Here is a 19,654-nt window from a genome sequence, read left to right as displayed (position 1 = left end):
GGAAAGGACTGTCAGAAGCGATCTGCGGCAAAAGGAACGACGCGCGCCGCATCGCCGTGTCCGGCGATAAGATCGGCGACCAGCCGCGCCGTGATCGGCGCCAATGTCAGCCCGAGATGGCCATGGCCGAACGCGTGGACGACGCCGGGACTGCGGCGCGAGAGCCCGATGACCGGACGCGAATCGGGCAGCGATGGCCGGAAGCCGAGCCATTCCGATGACGGCTTGCCGAGCTGGGGAAAGATCTGCCTCACGCCGCGGTCGAGCAGCGCCAGTCGGCGCGGATTGGGCGGTGCGGCAAGCCCGCCAAGCTCGACAGTGCCGGCAATACGCAGCCGGCCGGCCATCGGCGTCATGTAGAAGCCGAGATCGACGGGACAGACCGGCCGGTTGAGCAGCGGCGCATCGGTTGAAAATTCGAGGTGATAGCCGCGCTCGGTCTCGAGCGGAACGCTGTCGCCGGCCTGCGCGGCCAAGGCGCGTGAGCGTGCGCCGGCGGCGATGACCACCGTCTTCGCTTTGACCCGGAAACCCGGGCCGCTGAGTTCCACGCCGCCGGCGCCAGCCCGCAGGCCGGTCACTTCGGCCTTGGCCAGCGACGCGCCGCGTGCGACGGCCGCCTCGAGCAGGCGGCGCATCACCATGCTCGGATCGGTGACGTTCAGCGAGTCCGGAAAGTACAGGCCACGGGCCGCGATCGCCTGCAGGCCGGGTTCCAGCACGGCGACCTGCTGCGGCGTCAGCACCTCCTGATGGACGCCAAATTCGGCACGCAACGCCCGGCCGCCGGCGGCAGCGGCAAAGTCGCTCTCGCGGCGGTAGAGATAGAGGCAGCCATTGCGGCGCATAAGGTCCTGCAGGCCGGCCTCCTGCACCATCTCTCCCCAGGCCGGCAAAGCTTCCGACAGCAGCCCGGCAAGCGCCAAGGCATTGGCGCGGGTGGCCCCGGGCAGCGACTGCCTGACGAAGCGGGCGAGCCATGGCGCCAGCTGGAAAAGCGCGGTCCAGCGCAGTGCAAACGGGCTGTCGGGATCGAGCAGCAGCTTTGGCAAGGCGTGCAGCACGCCCGGGTTGCCGACCGGCATGCAGGCATATTCGGCGATCGTCCCGGCATTGCCGAAGGAAGCGCCGGAGCCTGGCTCGTTAGGATCGATAAGCAGAACCTCGCGCCCCTCTCCGGCAAGCCTGAGCGCCGTCGCCAACCCGACAACACCGGCGCCGACGATGGCGATTTCGACTGTTTCGGATGCGGCCACGAATGACCCCTCAGACGAAGCCAGGCAGCTGCAAATGACCCGCCGCAAGCAGCTCGGCCATCGTGCTCAGCGCCATGCGCAAATCGTCGAGCGAGCGTGCGGCGCCGACATTGATGCGCACCCCATGCTGTACCGGCTCGCGGCCGACGGCGAAGGCATCGCCGGGCAGCACGGCAACGCCGCGCTGCAGACAGGTGCGGGCAAAGCCGGCGCCACGCCAGGGTTCCGGTAGTCGCAGCCAGGCATGGGTCGAGGTCGGATGGGTCTGGATGTCGAAGCCGCCGAGGATGTCGCTCAGCACCGCCTGGCGCTGGCGCAGCTCCTGCTTCTGCGCCTCGATGATGCGCGTCGCCATCCCCTCCTCCAGCAATTGCGTGCCGATCAGCGCCGCCATGGGGCTGATGCTCCAGCAATTGATGCGAAGAGCGGCCGCCACCTGGCCGGCGATGGCGCGCGGCGCAATGACGAAACCGAGCCTCAGCCCCGGCGCGATGCATTTCGACAGGCCGCCAATATGGACCGTCAGCTCCGGCTCGAGGCTGGCCAGCGACGGCGGCGGATTGTCGGCCAGCGGACGATAGACGTCGTCCTCGATGATCAGCACATTGTGGCGGCGGGCGACTGCGACCAGTTCGTTGCGGCGTTCGGCGCTGAGCGTGATCGTCGTTGGGTTGTGCAGTGTCGGCACCAGGAAGACCGCGCGGGGCCGAAGTTGCGCGCAGGCGGCATCGAAGGCGTCCGGCCGCATGCCGCCGCGATCCATGGCGACGCCCCTGAGATCGAGCCCATGCACCCGGCAAAGCGCATTGATGCCCTGATAGGTGACCTCGTCAGCGAGAATGACCTCGCCCTGCTTAGTCACCGCGCCAAGCACGCAATCCAGCCCGTGCTGGGCACCAGCCGCCAGCACGACGCGGCCGGGATCACCGTCGCCGGCCACCGGCCGCATCGATTCAGCGATCGCCGATCTCGCCCACAACGGTCCTTCCGGCGGATGGTAGTCCTGCAGCGTGGCGTAGTGCCGGTGCTTGGCCATGCGCGGCAAGAGCAATGCCAGCGCGTCGAGATAGGCTGAGGTCGCCGGCCGGTTGACGGACAGGTCGACGACGCCGCTATCGTCGCTCGGCGCCGAGACGAAGCCCGGCCTTTCGCCGGCATCGCGGGCGGCGACGGTGGTGCCGCGCCCCGGCCGTGCCTCGAGCAGGCCGCGCGCCTGCAGCGTCGACAGCGCCCGCGTTACCGTGGTGACGTTGATGCCAAGCGCCCGAGCGATCTCGCGCTGCGGCGGCAGCCTGTCGCCCACGGCAAGCGTGCCGGCGGCGATCCGTTCGGCAATTGCGTCGGCAAGGCGGCGATAGACCGGACCTTCATCCGAGGCGAGTTGCAGGTCTTGAAGCATGCAGATTGGCGGATTCGGACTGTTGAGACGATTGGCATCTAGCATAAGACAATGCGCCGGACAATAGCGCTTGTCTGGTTGATAAACTCAATATCCGACTGCAAAAATCCCATACAATCGTCAAAAAAGTCGCTTGACGGCGAAACTTGTCTGCATCTATGGTTCTTTAGCCATCGATTGTGTGAGCATACAAGTTTGGCTTGCCGCCCTTGTGCGGCCAGCGCCCGCGAGACCGAGACATGCAACGCAAGCCCCTTTTCGTTTCGACCAACGGCCTTGGCGGCCGCACGACGGATTTCCACCGGTGACCGCCGTCGCGACGGCCCGGCCAGCCGGCAGCGCCGCCTCGGCACCAGCAGCCGACCTCAACAGGTTTGTCGAATTCACCGATGTCGAGAAATCCTATGACGGTCGCACCTTCGCGGTGACGCGGCTGAACCTCAGCGTCGCCCGCGGCGAATTCCTCACGCTGCTCGGCCCCTCCGGCTCGGGCAAGACGACGACGCTCAACATGCTTGCCGGGTTCGAACGTCCGACCAGGGGCATCATCACGCTGGAGGGCCGTTCGGTCGACCGGCTGCCGCCCTATGAGCGCAACATCGGCATGGTGTTTCAGAACTACGCGCTGTTCCCGCACATGACGGTTGAGGAGAACGTCGCCTTCCCGCTCTCGGTGCGCAAGATCGACAAGGCCGACATCACCACCCGTGTCGGCCGCGCGCTGGACATGGTGCGGCTCAAACAGTTTGGCGACCGGCGGCCGACGCAGCTTTCCGGCGGCCAGCAGCAGCGCGTGGCGCTGGCGCGCGCACTGGTGTTCGAGCCGAGCCTGGTACTGATGGACGAGCCGCTCGGCGCGCTCGACAAGAAGTTGCGTGAGCACATGCAGCTCGAAATCAAGCAGCTGCACACGATGCTCGGCGTCACCATCGTCTATGTCACGCACGACCAGAGCGAGGCGCTGACGATGTCGGACCGCGTCGCCGTGTTCAACAATGGCGGCATCGCCCAGCTCGGCTCGCCCGACGATCTCTACAACACGCCGCAAAACTCGTTCGTGGCGAGCTTCATCGGTGAGAACAACACGCTGGCCGGCAAGGTCGAACACGTGGTCGGCAAGGAATGCCGCGTCGCTCTGGACGGCGGCGGCGCGATCACCGCTTTGGCCATCGGCGTCGCCGAGGGTGCTGCCTGCCATGTAGCTATCCGCCCCGAGCGACTCGGCATGGCGGCCGCAGCGCAGGCCGGCAACAGGCTGACTGCCACGGTCGACGGCCGCATCTATCTCGGCGATCACCAGCGCCTGCTTGCCAGACTCGAAAACGGACAGGTGCTGACCGTCAAGGTCGGCCCCGAAGCGACCATGGCGAATGGGGAGCCGGTGATGGTTTCCTGCGCGCCCGGTGATTGCCGCGCCTTTCCGGCCGATGCCGGAACGGGCGGATCGAAATCAAAAACAACAGGGGAGTAAGATCAGATGAAAATCACCAAGACCCGGCTGCTCGCGCTTGCGGCGGCAACCGCCTGGATGGCGATCGGCCATGCCGCCGTCGCCGACGAGCTGTCGATCATGGCCAGCGGAGGCGCCTGGCAGGACGCGCAGCGCAAGGCGTGGTTCGAGCCGTTCACCAAGGAGACCGGAACCAAGATCGTCGAGCAGGAATATCTCGGTGATCTCGGCAAGGTCAAAGCCATGGTCGACACCGGCAACGTGCCGATCGACCTGGTGACGGTCGAAACCGCGACCGTGCTGCAGGGCTGCGACGCCGGCATCCTCGAGCGTCTCGACTACTCCAAGATCGCGCCGCGCGATAAATTCCTCGAAGGCTCCGCCCTCGATTGCGGCGTCGGCCTCGACGCCTATGGCGACGTGCTGGCCTATGACCCGACCGTGCTGAAGGAAGCGCCGACCTCGGTGCTCGATCTCTTCGACACCACCAAATTCCCCGGCAAGCGCGCCATGCGCAAGTTCCCGGCGCAGAACCTCGAATGGGCGCTGATGGCCGATGGCGTCGCACCCGCCGACGTCTACAAGGTGCTGGGCACGCCCGAAGGCGTCGACCGCGCCTTCAAGAAGCTCGACACGATCAAGAAGGACATCGTCTGGTGGGATGCCGGCGCGCAGCCGCCGCAGCTTTTGGCCTCCAAGGAAGTGGTGATGACCACAGCCTGGAACGGCCGCATCCAGAACGCCATCGACAAAGACGGCGCGCCGTTCAAGATCGTCTGGAACAACCAGATCCTGGAATACGACATGATCGCCATTCCGAAAGGCGCCAAGAACCCGGATCTCGCCTACAAATACCTCGCCTATATCAGCCAGCCCGAGAACAACGCCAAGCTCGCCAGCTACATCACCTACGGACCGGTGCGCATCGATGCGGCGTCCTTCGTCGCTGCCGACGCCTTGCCCAAGCTGCCGAACGCTCCCGAGCATCTGAAGGGTGCCTATCTCGTCGCCGACACCGAGTTCTGGGGCGACTATGGCGAGGACCTGGTCAAGCGCTTCAACGCCTGGCTCGCGCAGTAGAAGTCGATGACGGCGATCCCGCCCAGCGAACTCGACCGGCCCGCGCTGGCCCGCGGCCGGTCAGCCGCCGATGCCGACCTCAGGTCGGTGTCGGCGGCGATCCGCCGGGCCGAGTTCGGCGACCGGCTGCGCTCGCTGGCGCTGGCCGCACCATTGCTGGTGCTGCTGGCGCTGAGCTTCGGCATCCCGATCGTGCTGTTGCTGTCGCGCGCCGTCTACGATCCGACCATCGCCAATGCCTTGCCGCAGACGTCCCAGGCGCTCAGCGGCTGGAGCGGCAGCGGCCTGCCCGACGATGCTGCCTTCCTGGCTTTGGCCGCCGACCTCAAGGACAACCAGGCCAAGGGCACCGCCTATGAGCTGGCCAAGAGCCTGAACGCCCGCCTGCCCGGTGCGCGCAGCCAGGTGTTGAAGACGGTGCGCCAGCTCGAAGGCGCCGGCGACAGGCCGCCGCTGGAGGTGGTGAAATCCGTGCCGTTCTGGTCGCAGCCGGGCACCTGGCCGGCGATCGCCAACGGCACCCACGCCGTGACCTCGTTCTATCTGCTCAGCGCTCTCGACCTGCGCTGGAATGCCGATGGCTCGATCGAACGCGTGCCACCCGAACAGGCGATCTTCCTGCAGGTGTTCATGCGCACCTTCTTCGTCGCGGCGGCGGTGACGCTGGCGACACTCTTGCTGGGCTTTCCACTGGCCTATCTCATCGCCAGCGCGCCGAAGGGGCTGGCCGCCATCCTGATCGTCGCGGTGCTGCTGCCGTTCTGGACATCGATCCTGGTGCGCACGGCGGCCTGGACGGTGCTGCTGCAGAAGTTCGGCCTGGTCAACGACCTGCTCTTGTGGCTCGGCGTCGTCGACGACCGGCTCGACCTGATGTACAGCCGCATCGGCCTGATCATCGCCATGACGCATATCCAGCTGCCGTTCACGCTGCTGCCGATCTACAGCGTCATGCGCACCATCCCGCCGTCGCAAATGAAGGCCGCCTATTCGCTGGGCGGGCGGCCGTTCACAGCGTTTCGCCGCATCTACCTTCCGCAGGTCTTTCCGGGCGTCATGGCCGGATGCCTGCTCACCTTCATACTGTGCCTCGGCTACTACATCACGCCCGCGCTGATCGGCGGCGCCAGCGACCAGCTGATCAGCAACTTCATCGCCAACTACGTCAATGTCGAATTGAACTGGGAGATGGCGGCGGCGCTCAGCTTCATCCTGCTGGTGTTCACGCTGGCGCTGTTCGGCATATTTGCCCGCATCCTCGGCCTCGACCGACTGAAACTCGTATAGGAGCCCGGGCCATGATGCTGTCTCCCTATCCGACCACCGGCGAGCGCATCCGCATCGGGCTGTTGTGGCTGTGGTGCGGGCTGGTGATCCTGTTCCTGCTGGTGCCGATCCTGATCCCGGTGCCGCTGTCGTTCAACAGCGGCTCCTTCTTCATCTTCCCGCTCGAAGGCATTTCGACGCGCTGGTACGAGGTCGTGCTCGGCACGCAGCGCTGGCAGTCGGCGATCGGCAACAGCCTGCTGGTCGCCTTCGGCACGACGCTGATCGCCACGACGCTCGGCACGATGACGGCGATCGCGCTCGCCGACGAAAAATTCCCGGGACGCCGCATCGTCATGCCGCTGCTGTTGTCACCGCTGATCGTGCCTGTGGTGATCACCGCGGTCGGCTCGTATCTGTTCTACGCCCGCGTCGGGCTGGCCAGCACCTATGCCGGCATCATCCTGGCGCATACGGCACTTGCCAGCCCCTTCGTCGTCGTCACCGTGGCGGCGAGCCTGACCGGCTTCGATCGCAATCTGATGCGCGCCGCGGCGATCTCGGGAGCCAAGCCGGTGCGGTCGTTCTTCACGGTGATGCTGCCGCTGATCCTGCCCGGCGTACTCTCGGGCGCGGCGTTCGCCTTTGTCACCTCGTTCGACGAGGTGGTCGTGGTGCAGTTCCTGGCCAGCGCCAACCAGCGCACCATGCCGCTCGAAATGTTCATTGGCTTGCGCGAAAAACTCTCGCCCGCGATCACCGCCGCCGCGACGCTGATGATGGGGCTGTCGATCGTGCTGCTGGTCGTCGCCAATATTCTGGCACGGCGCGGCCAGAAGCGGCCGGCCAAGGGTGCATAGCCAATTCTTCAGGCAACCGGCGTCCAGATCACGTCGTCGATCCTGAGCGCGCCGGTGGCGAGCATGACCAGCCGGTCGAAACCCAGGGCCGAGCCGCTCGCCTGCGGCATGATGGCGAGAGCGTCGAGAAAATCCTCGTCCAGCGGATAGCGCTCGCCATAGACGCGCTGCTTCTCGTCCATTTCGGCGGCAAAGCGGCGACGCTGCTCGGCCGGATCGGTGAGCTCGCCGAAGGCGTTAGCGAGTTCGACGCCGCAGCAATAGAGCTCGAAGCGTTCGGCGACGCGCGGGTCGGCGGCGCTCGGCCGGGCGAGCGCTGCCTCCGAGATCGGATAGCCGTAAAGAATGGTGGCCCGCCCCTGCCCCAGCGCCGGCTCGACCTTTTCCACCATCACCCGGCTGAACAGGTCCGCCCAGTTGTCATCTTCGGCCGTGCGTAGCCCGGCCTGGACCAGCGCCGCCTGCAGCGTTTCGCGGTCGGTGCTGCCGTCCGCAGCCACGGTAGTGAGCAGGTCGATTCCGGCATAACGCGAAAAAGCGTCGGCGACGCTCAGCCGCTCCGGCTCGACGAACGGGTCGGCCTCACGGCCGCGAAAGCGGAAGGTTGTTGCCCCGGCACGCTCGGCCGCCAGCGCCAGCAGCGCGGCGCAATCGGCCATCAGGCTCTCATAGGTCTCGCCGACCCGGTACCATTCGAGCATGGTGAATTCGGGATGGTGCAAGGGGCCGCGCTCGCGGTTGCGCCAGACGGCACCCAGGCTGAAGATGCGCTGCTCGCCGGCGGCAAGCAGCTTCTTGCAGGCGAATTCCGGCGAGGTGTGGAGATAGAGCGGCGAGCGTACGGCGTCCGGCCCGATCAGCTCGGTGGCGAAGGCCGACAGATGCGCCTCGTTGCCGGGCGACACCTGCAGCGCCGCTGTGGTGACTTCGATGAAGTCGCGCTGCGCGAACCAGTCGCGCATGGCGGTTGCGATCGCGTTGCGCTGCATCAGCCGCGGCCGGCGGTCGGCGTGGACGTCGGGCGTCCACCAGGGCGAAGCGGTGATCATCGGGCCAGGCTCATCAGCAATGGGCGTGCACTGGGGGCTGGCGGTTCGAGCCAAGATGCGCTAGGCCGCAGCGGACGGCTCTCGCAGCCGATTTGTGCCAATCGGCTCTTTCAGGCCAACAAACTTTAGGATTGTTCCCCGTGGTGAAGGTCATCGCCAGTTCCCTACGCAAAGGCAACGTCGTCGATAAGGACGGCAAGCTCTATGTGATCCTCTTTGCCGAAAACATCCACCCTGGCAAGGGTACGCCCGTGACCCAGCTCGACATGCGCCGCATCGGCGATGGGGTGAAGGTTTCGGAGCGCTATCGCACGACCGAGCAGGTCGAGCGCGCCTATGTCGAGGAGCGCGAGCACACGTTCCTTTACGCCGACGGCGAAGGCTATCATTTCATGAACCCGGAAACCTACGACCAGGTGGCGGTGTCGGAGAGCGTTGTCGGCGACGCCGCGCCCTACCTGCAGGAAGGCATGCCGGTGCAGGTCTCGCAGTTCAACGGCATTGCGATCTCGCTGGTGCTGCCGCAGCGCGCCACCTTCGAGGTGGTCGAGACCGAACCGGTGACCAAGGGCCAGACGGCGTCTTCGTCCTACAAGCCGGCAATGCTATCCAACGGCGTGCGCACGGCGGTGCCGCCGCACATCAGCGCCGGCACGCGCGTGGTAGTGATGACGGCCGACGGTGCCTATGTGGAGCGCGCCAAGGACTGAGGCGCGAGGCCTCCCTTCCCGATGGATTCTCGATGAGGCTCAATTCATTCGAGCCAATGCGCGTCGGCACGACCAGCTGCACTTGGAGGATTTAGGAACTCGGAAGACCTGCTCTCGACAGCATTTCAAGCAGCCGGGAGTGATGATGGTCCTTCATATAGCGCGGCAAAAAGCCAGGGCAGACATTGCCCAGATTGAGATGTGGAAGCTGTGACAGGCAATGATGGATGGCGCGTGAGGCTTCTTCATTGTTTCCGGTCGCCGAAGCAGTCGCGGCCCAGTAAAGGGCGCCGCGAACGAAGCCCGGTTTGGTCCTGACCACCTTGCGGGCTACTTCGAGCGCCCGCCGATCGTCACCAGCGGCAAACAGCGCGACAACCAGGCCGTGGTGACGCCAGAAGTCGATGACGTCATGCGTTCCGAGCCGGATCGCCTCGTTGGCCTCGCGCACGGCTTCGCTAAGCTGACCGCGCAAGGCGAAGAGCATCGAAATATCACCGTGGCCGCTGGGATAGCTTGGGTTGAGACTGATCGCATGCCGGCATTCGGCGATCGCCTCGTCGATACGGCCGGCGCTTTCGAGAGCAAAAGACAGGATGCACCGGGCAATCTCGTCGTCCGGCACCGCCCTCACCGCATCTTCCGCAAGTGCCAGCGCATGCTCGATTTGACCCTGCTCCCGAGACAACGCGCCAAAAGCCACGCCCATGGAGATCAAGATCGAGAGCGTCCGCTTGGCACGGGCATTGTCGGGGCTAAGCGAAAGTGCCTTCTCGGCGAGCTCTATCCCGGCCAGGAGTGAGTCTCGAGTCATCTCGAAATACTTCATGAGCGCTTCGTTCACCAACCTGCGCACTTCGGGCGGGCCGGGCGGGCTCTTGTCGCGCACTTTCCAGTTGGTCAGTTGAAGTTCGAGGATCACGGCCAACACAACCGATTGAGCGATCCTGTCCTGGAACGCGAGGGCATTCTCGAAGTGACCGTCGAATTTTTGGGCCCAGACATTGTGACCACCGGCAGCGTCGGCAAGTTGGACGTTCACCCTCAGTTCGTCCCCGGATCTCTGGACACTGCCGCTGAGCATGTAACGGGCCCTTGGGGCAGCCGACGCCCTGGATTCCTCGCCACTCTTCTCGAGCGGCGATAGCCCTGAGATGACGATGTAGCTGGCCACCTCCGAAAGCGCCGTGGTGATGTCATGAACGAGGCCCTTGGCGAAGAAATCGTCGCCTCGCTCTCCGGTCAGATTGACGAAGTCGGCGACGCTGATCGACGGACGCCCGATGTGCTGAACGGCCGGAGCACCATTGACCGATTGCTGGCCTGATGATGCGTCGGCAGCAGAGAGAGACTGCCAAAGTGCCCGCGTCTCGGGGCTGACGTTGACACCAAACTCCTTTTTCAGGATGCTCCTGCAAGCCTCGAATGTTCGCGACGCCTTGTCGCGTTGGCCGCACGCGACCAGCAGTTCCATCTTCAGCCGATAGGCTTCCTCCCGCGTCGGCTCCATGGCCAGAATTCGATCAGCCAGGACGAGCCCCGTTTCAGCGTCCACGACACGAGCAAGCTTTTCGAACGACTCAAGTGCGCGGTTCAGCAGCCTTTCGCGTTCCGATGCGGCCCAGTCATCGAAAGCACTGTTCCCCAGATAAAGGCCATCGAGAAAAGGTCCGGTGTAAAGTGCCAGAACCGTTTCGAGCTCCTGCGAGGAACGGGCTGAGAGGCCGGCTTCGAACTCCCCGACGTCGACGCGAACCGCATCCGGCCTGAGGCCGATCAACTCCTTGCGGGAATGAATGAGATCCACCCCCGCTCGTGACAGATCCCGGCGCAGGACGCTGAGGGTTTGCCGCAGGCTGTTGCGTGAGTGCTCGCTATCGCTATCGCCCCATAGCAGGTCAGCAAGCCTTTCCCTTGTCGTCGACATACCCGGACAGCGGGCCAGATAGGCAATGATCGCGGGGCCTCGCTTCCCGGTCAGCCAGAGTGGGCCGACAGCCTCCTTTTCAATCCGGAAACCGCCGAAAAGCGAGATTTTACTTGCAGTGACGCCATCCGCATCTTGCATTTGCTTAACAGCTTCCCTCGTGACGAAATTCTAACTCAAAACTAACGCTTCGCAAACAGTAGAGCCGCGCCTCAAGCGCTCTCGTGACGGCCGGTCGATTAGACTTCGCTGAATTAGGGGCGACTGAGCCTGCGGCAGGCTTTGGCCCGAGGGCGGCGGATGTCAAAGCTTAGAGCCAATTTGCTGCTCCTGTTTGCCGCCGCCTTGTGGGGCTTCGGAAATGTCGCGCAAAAGACGGTGCTCGACCACCTCGATGCGCTGAGTGCCGTTGGTCTGCGCTGCCTGATCGGCGGGCTGCTTGTGCTGCCCTTTGTCCTGACTGAAAGGCGACTGCCGGTCGGGGCGGGCCATCTTGCCAGCCTGGCCAGAGTGGGGGCGCTGTTTGCCATCTCCATCATGCTTCAGCAGCTTTGCTATCTCGGCGCCACCGTCACGAATGCAAGCTTTCTGATAAGCACGGCAACGGTGATGACGCCGCTGGCTGCGTGGTTGCTTATCGGCGAACGTCCGACAGCCAGTCTGACATTCGCCGCCGGGTTGACCGTAGTCGGTGCCCTGCTCTTGTCCGGCGGGATCGCTGGTTTCAGCTCTGGCGATCTCACTGCTATCCTGTCGGCTGCCTGCTATGCGCTCTGGACGGTCGAACTTGGCCGGCATATGCAGACCCACGGGCGGCCATTCACCGCCGCGGCGACACAATTCCTCGGCGCCGCCGCCTTCGCCCTGCCGCTCGGGGCAATGCACGGCAATTTGTCGATGGCCGCTGCATTTGCAGCCGGCCCGGAACTGGCGGTCCTCGGCATATTCTCCACCACATTTGCTTTCGGCATACAGATTGTCGCCCTGCGCTACACCTCGGCCAGCCATGCCGCCGTGATCGTCAGTGCCGAAAGCGTCTTCGGCGCGCTAGGCGCGGCGATCTTCCTCGGGGAGCAGACCTCGCCAGCAGGCGCATTGGGGGGCGCGATCATTCTCGGTGCGATCCTGTCGGTCGCAATGTCGAACCGAACGCCGCAGCCACGTGCGCCCCTGCAGACCGATCCGATTCAACCATTCGACGCTCCGGTGCCAGCCTTCGCCGCCGCCAATCCCGGTCAAGAGGAGGCACGCCATGCTCCTTACCGAGACCCTTCCTCGCGGCGCTCGTCTTGATTGCCGCGCATTGACCATCTCGAAAGACAGCCCGTTGTTGAAATGGAGAGTACCATGTTCGATCGTGTGTCCGAGGAAGCCGGTCCCTCATTCCTGAGACTGGCAACGCTGCTTGCGGCGTCGATGTTTGGGGGGCTGCCGGCACATGCCGCCAATGTCGATGTGGCAATCGCATTCGCCGTCGATTTCTCGTCCTCGATTGACCCGAAGCTTGCCGACCTGCAGCGCGAGGGACATGCCGCGGCACTTACTTCGCCCGAGATCATTGCCGCCATCACCCGAAATTATATTGGCTGCATCGGGGTGGCCTATTTTGAATGGTCGAGCCCCGGGCACACGCGCATTGTGCTGCCGTGGACAAGGATCTGCGGGGTCGAGGAGGCCAAGGCAGCGGCGGCGGAGATCAACAAGAAGGGCGATACCGGCTATATCCGCAGGGGCCGAGGCGGAACATCGGTTTCCTCGGCCATCGACGTCGGAAGTCTCCTGCTCGATCAGTTTCCTGGAAACGCGATGAAGAAAGTGATCGACATCTCTTCCAACGGCGAGAACAACGACGGGCTTCCGGTTCAGCCGAGCAGGATGAACGCCATCACCAAGGGATACACGATCAATGCAATCGCCATTCCAACGGAAGGCGAGAACCCGGAGCAACCGCTGGCATCCTACTTTGCCCGATCGATCATTGGCGGCTCCCAAGCCTTCGTCATGTCGCCGACGGGGCCAAACGACTACATCACGGCCCTTCGCCGGAAGCTGGTGACGGAAGTAAGCATGAACGTACCCCCTGCCGCCAAAAGTGGATGGGGACTCATCACACCCGTGGTTCCGCATATGCAAGACTAGGTCTATTCCCTCATCGGTCCGGCGGCCGGATTTGATCCGCTGCATTGCCTTCTGAGGCCGCTCGCTCAATAGTCCTGCCGATGTTGCAGACCATAGCGAGTCACTGGCCTCAGCTTATCTTGATCATTTCGGTGGCGATGGCGGCCGTCGGCATCGCTCATGCCATCATGACAAAGGAAGACGTGCGCGCGGCCACCGGCTGGGTGGGCGTGATGCTGCTGTCGCCATTCCTCGGCGCAATCATCTACACCGTAGCCGGCATAAACCGTATCCGTCGTGCAACGATCAGCGCGCAGCGGCCGACCGCCGGTGAGACGGCAACTGCAAAGCGCGAGCGCGACATCGCCAGTGAAGAGCTGATCTTCGAGCGCTACGGCCAGCGTTTCGCCGGACTGAAGACATTGGGCGACAGGGTGGCGCGGCGCGCCCTGACTTCGGGAAACACAATCACGATCTTGAGGACCGGTGACGAAGCCTATGCCGTGATGTGCCGGGCGATCGACGATGCGCAACGCAGCATCCTTCTCGAGACCTACATCTTCGACAATGACGATGTCGGACGGCTTTTCGTCGACTCGCTGGCCGGAGCGGTCCGCAGGGGCGTCAGCGTTCGCGTGCTGATCGATGCCGTCGGGGTTCGTTACTCGGTCCCCAGTATCCTGAAGCTCCTGCGCGAGGCAAACGTCACTGTCGATCTCTTCAACGGCAACATCGTCATGGGCCTGCGACTTCCCTATGCCAATTTGAGAACGCACAGGAAGATCCTGGTCGTCGACGGCATGGTGGCATTCACGGGAGGCATGAACATCCGCAAGGGATTCTCAGCCGAATTCGCGGGTTCCACCAGCGCTGGGGATACGCATTTCCAGGTCACCGGACCGGTCGTGGCCGACCTCTTTTCGGTTGCGGCCGAGGATTGGCGTTTTGCCGGCAACGAGGCGCTGAAGGGCGATGCCTGGCAGGTGGAAAAGCCCTTGCCGCCTCCCGATCAGCCGATGCTGGTGCGGGCAGTGGCGTCGGGGCCGGATGCCAGTATCGAGACGAACCACAAATTGCTGATGGGTGCATTTTCCGTCGCCCGCAAATCGATCCGCATCATGTCGCCCTATTTCCTGCCGGACCGGGAATTGATCAGCGCGCTGACCACGGCGGCCCGGCGCGGCGTCGAGATCGACATCGTCGTGCCGGCGGTGAACAACCTCTTCCTCGTCGACCGCGCGATGACGGCGCAGTTCGACCAGGTGCTGAAGCACTATTGCCGCGTGTGGCGCCACGCGGGGGCGTTCGATCATTCGAAGTTGCTGTCGGTCGATGGGGTGTGGGCCTATATAGGTTCCTCCAACCTCGACGCCCGGTCGCTCAGGCTGAACTTCGAGATCGACATGGAGGTTCTGGATACAGGCTTTGCCGCCGAGATCGACGCGCGTATCGGATCGGCAATTCAATCCGCGACACAAGTGACGCTCGAAGCCTTGAAAGCCCGGCCATTCATCGTTCGCCTGTTCGACCGGGTGCTGTGGTTGGGATCGCCTTATCTCTAGCCGGACCTATATCTGGGGAAGACGAGCAGCAGACACGATGAAGAGAACCGGCCGCAGCCTTCCCGAGAACATGCTCCTGTCCATTCGCCGCCGAAAATCGCGGACGACGAGGACCGAGCCGCGCGCGCCTGTGGACGGCGCCAGTGCGCTGGTCGCATCCTACAACGTCCACAAATGCGTTGGCGTCGACAGAAAATTCGACCCGGAACGAATTGTCCGCGTCATCCGGGAAATCGGCCCTGACGTCATGGCGCTGCAGGAGGCCGACAACCGTTTCGGCGACCGCGCCGGGCTTCTCGATCTTGGGCGTCTCGAAATGGAGACCGGCCTTGTGCCCGTGCCGGTGTCCGGAAACGGCAAGGGGCACGGCTGGCACGGCAATGTACTTTTGTTCAAGCGCGGCACCGTTCGCGATGTCCACCAGATCAAGCTGCCGGGGCTCGAGCCGCGCGGCGCACTGGTAGCCGAAATCGACATGGACGAGAACCGGACGCTGCGGGTCATCGCCGCGCATCTCGGCCTGCTGCGCCGCTCACGCTCCGAACAGGCGCGCGTCGTGCTCGATATCATGAACAGCCCGGACGAAAAGCCGACGCTGCTGCTCGGCGACCTCAACGAATGGCGGCTCGGCAACCGCTCCGCGCTGAACACGCTGCATACGACTTTCGGGCCGTCGCCGCCGGCGGTTCCCACCTTTCCGTCGAGCCTGCCGCTCTTGGCGCTCGACCGGATCATGGCCAACCGGCACGGGATGGTCTCGTCGGTGGAAGCCCATGACACACCGCTTTCGCGGGTCGCTTCCGATCATCTGCCGCTTACGGCTTTCGTGCACCTCTAAAGCGGCGCCTCACCCGTCCCGCAGCCAAACCAGCATCTCGCCCGGTTCGCGATTGTCCCAGGCGAAATAGGGAACCGCCGTAAGCCTGGTCTCCTCCACGGCCGGCGGATCGGTGCGGTAGAGGCCGCCGTCCCATTTTTCCGCCGTTTCCTTCGTGCCAACAGCAGAGAGCGTGACGACGCCGCCGAGAAGGTTCGGCTCGGCATGTGCCTCGATCCCTGCGCTACGCGGCAAGGTGATGCGGTGCAACTGGCCGGCATTGTCGGTCGCCTCGACGCAGTAGATCAGTGGACCGCGCGCCAGTGCGACGCGGCCGATGTCCTGGCGCACTTCGGGGTTGGCGAAGAGCCGGGCGATCGACATGTCGAGCTCGAGTTCGACCCGGTCGCCGCGCTGCCATTCGCGCTGGATCGCGGCATAGCCGTCGTTGGTTACGCTCCCCAGATCGACTGCGGCGCCGTTGACCTTGAGCGCCGCCTTGCGGCACCAGGACGGCACGCGCAGGTGCAAGGTGAACTCGACCGGGGCCTGCGGCTCGACGCGGATCGAGACGGCGCCATCCCAGGGATAGTTGCTGGTCTGGACGAGCTCGACCTGCCGTCCCTTGATCTCGAAACGCGCGGTCGAGTCGCCATAGAGATGGACGGCCAGTGCGTCGTCCGACAGGCCGTAGAAATAGCTGCCGATCGACGCGACCATGCGGCCGATATTGGGCGGGCAGCATGGGCAGCGGTGCCATTTCCAACGGTTGTGATTGCCGCGGCTTTCCAGCGGGTTTTCATAGAAGAACAGCGAACCGTCGAGCGACAGGCCGGAGATCGAGCCGTTGTAGAGCGCCCGCTCCATCATGTCGGCATAGCGCGCGTTCGGCCCCATGCCGAGCATGCGGCTCGCCCAGAACACCAGCCCGACCGAGGCGCAGGTCTCGGCATAGGCGGTTTCGTTGGGCAGGTCGTAGTCGGCGGTAAAGCCCTCATTGTGCGCCGACGGCCCGATGCCGCCGGTGATGTAGAGGTTCTTGGTCGTCAAATCGTCCCACAGGCGGTCGAGCGCCACCCTGAGCGTGTCGTCGCCATATTCGGTGGCGATGTCGGCCATGCCGGAAAACAGGTACATCGCCCGCACCGCATGGCCGACGACCTTGTCCTGCTCGCGCACCGGTCTGTGCGACTGATTGTATTCGTATGTCTTGAAATGATAGGCCTTCGGGTCGGCGCCGCGGGCGCGCGCTTCCTCGTCGAAATAATGCGGCTGCTGTCCACGCTGGTCGATGAAGTACTTTGCCAGGGCCATGTACTTTTGCTGGCCGGTGACCCGCGAAAGCTTGACCAGCGCCAGCTCGATCTCCTCATGGCCGCAATAGCCCTTCTTCTTGCCGGGCTCGGGACCGAAAGTGTCGGCGATATGGTCGACATAGCGGCACATGATGTCGAGCAGCTTGCGCTTGCCCGTGGCCTGGTAATAGGCGACGGCGCCCTCGATCAGATGGCCGGCGCAATAAAGCTCGTGGCAGTCGCGCAGATTGGTCCAGCGCAGGCCGGGCTGGATGCGCTGGTACCAGCTCGACAGATAGCCGTCGGGCTGCTGGAGTTTGCCGTACATGTCGATGACGGCGTCGATCTTGGCCTCAAGCGCATCGTTGCGGCGGCGGTAGAGCGAATAGGCCGCGGTCTCGATCGTCTTGCCCCAGTCGGAATCCCAGAACATCTGGGTGGTCACCGTCGAGCCGGTAAACTCGTTGCCGGTAAGGGAGACTTCGTCGGGCGACGGCGAGTGGAACGGGATGACGACGCCCGGCGATGGCCGGTCGGGGTCGATCTGCTCCAGCATGCGGGCCGCGACGCAGCGCTCGTAGAGGATGTCGGCGGTGCGCGAGGCGACAGCATCGACGCGGTCGCCCCAGAAGCCGCGCACATCGACCTGCGGCACCGGCAGCGGGCGGAAGGCGAGCATCGGCTTGCCCGAGGCGACGGTCTTGCCGGCGGGTTGTTTGGCGGATTGCGTTGCAGTCATCAATTCAACTCCGTTCGAATGCGATTGGTCATTTCACGGCCCCTGCCATCAGGCCGCGGATGTAGAAGCGCTGCAGCAGGAGGAAGAGGATCAGGCACGGCACCATCATCACGGTGACGCCCGCCTGCACCGCGCCCCAGTCGATGGCGCCGAAGCGGCCGGACTGGAGTGCGGTCATCATGATCGGCAGCGTGAACTTCGACTGGTCGGTCATCAGCACCAGGGCGGCGAGGAATTCGTTCCAGGCGCCGAGGAAGGCGAACAGCGCGATGGTGACGATGCCCGGCCAGACCAGCGGCAGCATCACCCTGATCAGCATGGTGACGTTGTTGGCGCCGTCCATGCGGGCGGCTTCCTCGATCTCGCGCGGCACCGCGTCGAAGGCGTTGCGCATCATGAAGATCGAGAACGGCAATTGCAGCGTGACATAGACGCAGACCAGCCCGGTCAGCGTGTTGTGCAGGCCGATCTTGGTCAGCACCAGGAAGATCGGCGTCAGGATCGACTGGAACGGGATCATGATCGTCGACAGGATGACGACGAACAGCAGATCCTTGAACGGGAAGCGGAAGCGCGAGAAACCGTAGCCGGCGAGCACGCTGACGATGACGGAAAACACCACCGTCATCACCGAGACGTAGATGCTGTTTTGCGCCGGCAGCCACAGCCCGTCGCCGAAGGTGTTGAGCGTGCCGTAATTCTCGACCGAGAAGCCGGTGGTCGGCCAGGGCGGCAGCGGCGGCAGGCGCGCCTCCTGCGAGGGCTTGAAGGCTGACAGCACGGTCCAGACGATCGGCGCCAGGAACAGCACCGAGGCGATCATGCCGGTGGCGTGCTCGGCGATGCCGAGGCGCAGGCGGCTGCTGCGGCTCCTTGCCTGCGCCATCAGTCGACCCCCTCGGGTTTGCGCAGCAGCCAGAGCTGGATCGTCGAGAGCGCGACCAGGATGGCGAGCAGGATCATCGACAGTGCCGCGCCATAACCCAGCTTGAACGAGACGAAGGACTGGTTGAAGATCCAGTAGACGGCGGTCAGCGTCTGGTTGCGCGGACCGCCGCGCAGGATGATGTAGAACTGGTCGAAGGCGAGGATCGAGCCGGCGACCGACAGGATCAACGCCAGCGCCAGCGTGCGGCGCATCAGCGGCAAGGTAATCGCCCGGAAGCGGGCGAACGGCCCTGCCCCGTCGATCATCGCCGCCTCCTGCAATTCGGACGGGATCGACTGCAGGCCGGTCATCAGGATGATCATGGTGAAGCCCGCCACCTTCCACACGACCATGGCGATGATCGACCAGAAGGCCGGCTGGAAGGTGGCCAGCAGATTCACTTTCTTCTCGGTCAGGCCGAGGTCGAAGGCGGCCGGGCTGAACAGGCCGGAATCGACGTTGAGCAGCCACGACCAGAGCAGGCTCGCCGACGCGAAGCCGATGACCGCCGGCATGAAGAAGGACGTGCGGTAGAAACCGGTGAGCCGCCGCGGGCGTTCGATGAACAGCGCCAGCGGAAAGGCGACGGCGAAGATCGCGATCGTCACCACCAGCGTATACCAGCCGGTGAAGCGCAGCGCGTTCCAGAACCGGGTGTCGCGCAGGATCGCCCAGTAATTGGCGAGGCCGATGAAGGAGTGCTCGCCCATCAGCGGCCAGTTGTGCAGCGACATCCACGCCGTCATGCCGAGCGGGATGATGAAGAAGACCGTGACCAGCGCCACCGCCGGCGCGACATAGAGCAGGCCGACCCACTGCCGACGCCCGGCGCCGACCAGTTTCCTGGGGCGGGCTGGGGCCGAGGTTGCGGTGATGGTGGTCATGGGTGGCCCTTCCCTTCTCCCCTTGTGGGAGAAGGTGGATCGGCGCGCAGCGCCGAGACGGATGAGGGGTGTTGGACGGAGTGAGGCGGCGGCGATTTCGAACTTGTCGCCAAGCTGGAGCACCCCTCATCCGACCTCGCTTCGCGAGGCCACCTTCTCCCACAAGGGGAGAAGGGGGAGCGAACCTGCCGGCGCCCCAAACTTTCCGTTACAATCCGGATGGGTGAGTGTTTCCTCAACGCGACAATCCTGTCGTTTGCGATGCGGTGCCCGGCCGCCCGGCCAGGGAGACGGGGCGGGCGGCCGGGTCAGGA

General features: G+C 64.3%; 16 protein-coding genes. 9 read left to right on the top strand and 7 right to left on the bottom strand.

Annotated elements, in window-relative coordinates:
* Positions 1–11 precede the first annotated feature (11 nt).
* Both A6B35_RS16455 and A6B35_RS16450 read right to left on the bottom strand, forming a co-directional pair.
* Positions 12–1,256 carry an NAD(P)/FAD-dependent oxidoreductase gene (locus tag A6B35_RS16455; RefSeq protein WP_006204046.1) on the bottom strand — a complete coding sequence of 415 codons (1,245 nt, stop codon included), beginning with the start codon at positions 1,254–1,256 and terminating at the stop codon, positions 12–14.
* Positions 1,257–1,266: 10 nt separating this feature from the next.
* On the bottom strand, positions 1,267–2,655 hold the full coding sequence (locus A6B35_RS16450) for an aminotransferase-like domain-containing protein (RefSeq protein WP_040583330.1): 1,389 nt from the start codon (positions 2,653–2,655) through the stop codon (positions 1,267–1,269).
* Between the two features lie 304 nt (positions 2,656–2,959).
* Between A6B35_RS16450 and A6B35_RS16445 the strand changes: the two genes are divergently transcribed.
* From A6B35_RS16445 to A6B35_RS16430, 4 genes are read left to right on the top strand one after another with little or no spacing between them, the layout of a single operon-like run.
* Entirely contained in the window at positions 2,960–4,126 is a 1,167-nt protein-coding gene (locus A6B35_RS16445; RefSeq protein ID WP_006204044.1) for an ABC transporter ATP-binding protein, read from the top strand.
* Between the two features lie 6 nt (positions 4,127–4,132).
* Positions 4,133–5,185: an ABC transporter substrate-binding protein gene (locus A6B35_RS16440; protein WP_006204043.1), complete on the top strand. Its 1,053-nt coding sequence runs from the start codon at positions 4,133–4,135 to the stop codon at positions 5,183–5,185.
* A gap of 6 nt (positions 5,186–5,191) precedes the next feature.
* Entirely contained in the window at positions 5,192–6,472 is a 1,281-nt protein-coding gene (locus tag A6B35_RS16435; RefSeq protein ID WP_006204042.1) for an ABC transporter permease, read from the top strand.
* Between the two features lie 11 nt (positions 6,473–6,483).
* On the top strand, positions 6,484–7,311 hold the full coding sequence (locus tag A6B35_RS16430; RefSeq protein ID WP_006204041.1) for an ABC transporter permease: 828 nt from the start codon (positions 6,484–6,486) through the stop codon (positions 7,309–7,311).
* A gap of 8 nt (positions 7,312–7,319) precedes the next feature.
* On the opposite strand, the gene epmA is transcribed toward A6B35_RS16430, so the two are convergent.
* Positions 7,320–8,360 carry an EF-P lysine aminoacylase EpmA gene (epmA, locus tag A6B35_RS16425; RefSeq protein ID WP_006204040.1) on the bottom strand — a complete coding sequence of 347 codons (1,041 nt, stop codon included), beginning with the start codon at positions 8,358–8,360 and terminating at the stop codon, positions 7,320–7,322.
* 140 nt (positions 8,361–8,500) lie between these two features.
* On the opposite strand from epmA, the gene efp reads away from it, so the two are divergent.
* Positions 8,501–9,070 (top strand): elongation factor P, encoded by a 570-nt coding sequence (gene efp / locus A6B35_RS16420; RefSeq protein WP_081482215.1) that lies wholly within the window; start codon positions 8,501–8,503, stop codon positions 9,068–9,070.
* A gap of 91 nt (positions 9,071–9,161) precedes the next feature.
* Here the strand turns inward: efp and A6B35_RS16415 are convergent, their stop codons facing one another.
* Complete coding sequence (locus A6B35_RS16415; RefSeq protein WP_006204038.1) at positions 9,162–11,138, bottom strand: BTAD domain-containing putative transcriptional regulator; 1,977 nt, start codon at positions 11,136–11,138, stop codon at positions 9,162–9,164.
* A 159-nt stretch (positions 11,139–11,297) separates the two neighbouring features.
* Between A6B35_RS16415 and A6B35_RS16410 the strand changes: the two genes are divergently transcribed.
* The 4 genes from A6B35_RS16410 to A6B35_RS16395 all read left to right on the top strand — a co-directional run bounded on the left by A6B35_RS16410 (position 11,298) and on the right by A6B35_RS16395 (position 15,515).
* Positions 11,298–12,290: a DMT family transporter gene (locus A6B35_RS16410; RefSeq protein WP_006204037.1), complete on the top strand. Its 993-nt coding sequence runs from the start codon at positions 11,298–11,300 to the stop codon at positions 12,288–12,290.
* A gap of 54 nt (positions 12,291–12,344) precedes the next feature.
* Positions 12,345–13,136, top strand: coding sequence for a DUF1194 domain-containing protein (locus A6B35_RS16405; protein ID WP_006204036.1), 792 nt, complete (start codon positions 12,345–12,347; stop codon positions 13,134–13,136).
* 80 nt (positions 13,137–13,216) lie between these two features.
* Positions 13,217–14,677: a phospholipase D-like domain-containing protein gene (locus A6B35_RS16400; protein WP_040583325.1), complete on the top strand. Its 1,461-nt coding sequence runs from the start codon at positions 13,217–13,219 to the stop codon at positions 14,675–14,677.
* A 37-nt stretch (positions 14,678–14,714) separates the two neighbouring features.
* Complete coding sequence (locus A6B35_RS16395; protein WP_006204034.1) at positions 14,715–15,515, top strand: endonuclease/exonuclease/phosphatase family protein; 801 nt, start codon at positions 14,715–14,717, stop codon at positions 15,513–15,515.
* Positions 15,516–15,524: 9 nt separating this feature from the next.
* Here A6B35_RS16395 and A6B35_RS16390 read toward each other — a convergent pair whose 3' ends face one another.
* From A6B35_RS16390 to A6B35_RS16380, 3 genes are read right to left on the bottom strand one after another with little or no spacing between them, the layout of a single operon-like run.
* Positions 15,525–17,528, bottom strand: a complete 2,004-nt coding sequence (locus A6B35_RS16390; RefSeq protein ID WP_065518220.1) for a glycoside hydrolase family 127 protein — start codon at positions 17,526–17,528, stop codon at positions 15,525–15,527.
* Between the two features lie 28 nt (positions 17,529–17,556).
* Positions 17,557–18,414, bottom strand: coding sequence for a carbohydrate ABC transporter permease (locus A6B35_RS16385; protein ID WP_006205735.1), 858 nt, complete (start codon positions 18,412–18,414; stop codon positions 17,557–17,559).
* On the bottom strand, positions 18,414–19,340 hold the full coding sequence (locus A6B35_RS16380; RefSeq protein ID WP_006205733.1) for a carbohydrate ABC transporter permease: 927 nt from the start codon (positions 19,338–19,340) through the stop codon (positions 18,414–18,416). The genes A6B35_RS16385 and A6B35_RS16380 overlap by 1 nt, the downstream gene beginning before the upstream one ends.
* Between the last annotated feature and the right edge of the window lie 314 nt (positions 19,341–19,654).

It is taken from the genome of Mesorhizobium amorphae CCNWGS0123 (assembly GCF_001686985.1).
GTDB lineage: Bacteria > Pseudomonadota > Alphaproteobacteria > Rhizobiales > Rhizobiaceae > Mesorhizobium > Mesorhizobium amorphae.
This window is presented reverse-complemented; position numbering and strand designations above follow the sequence as displayed.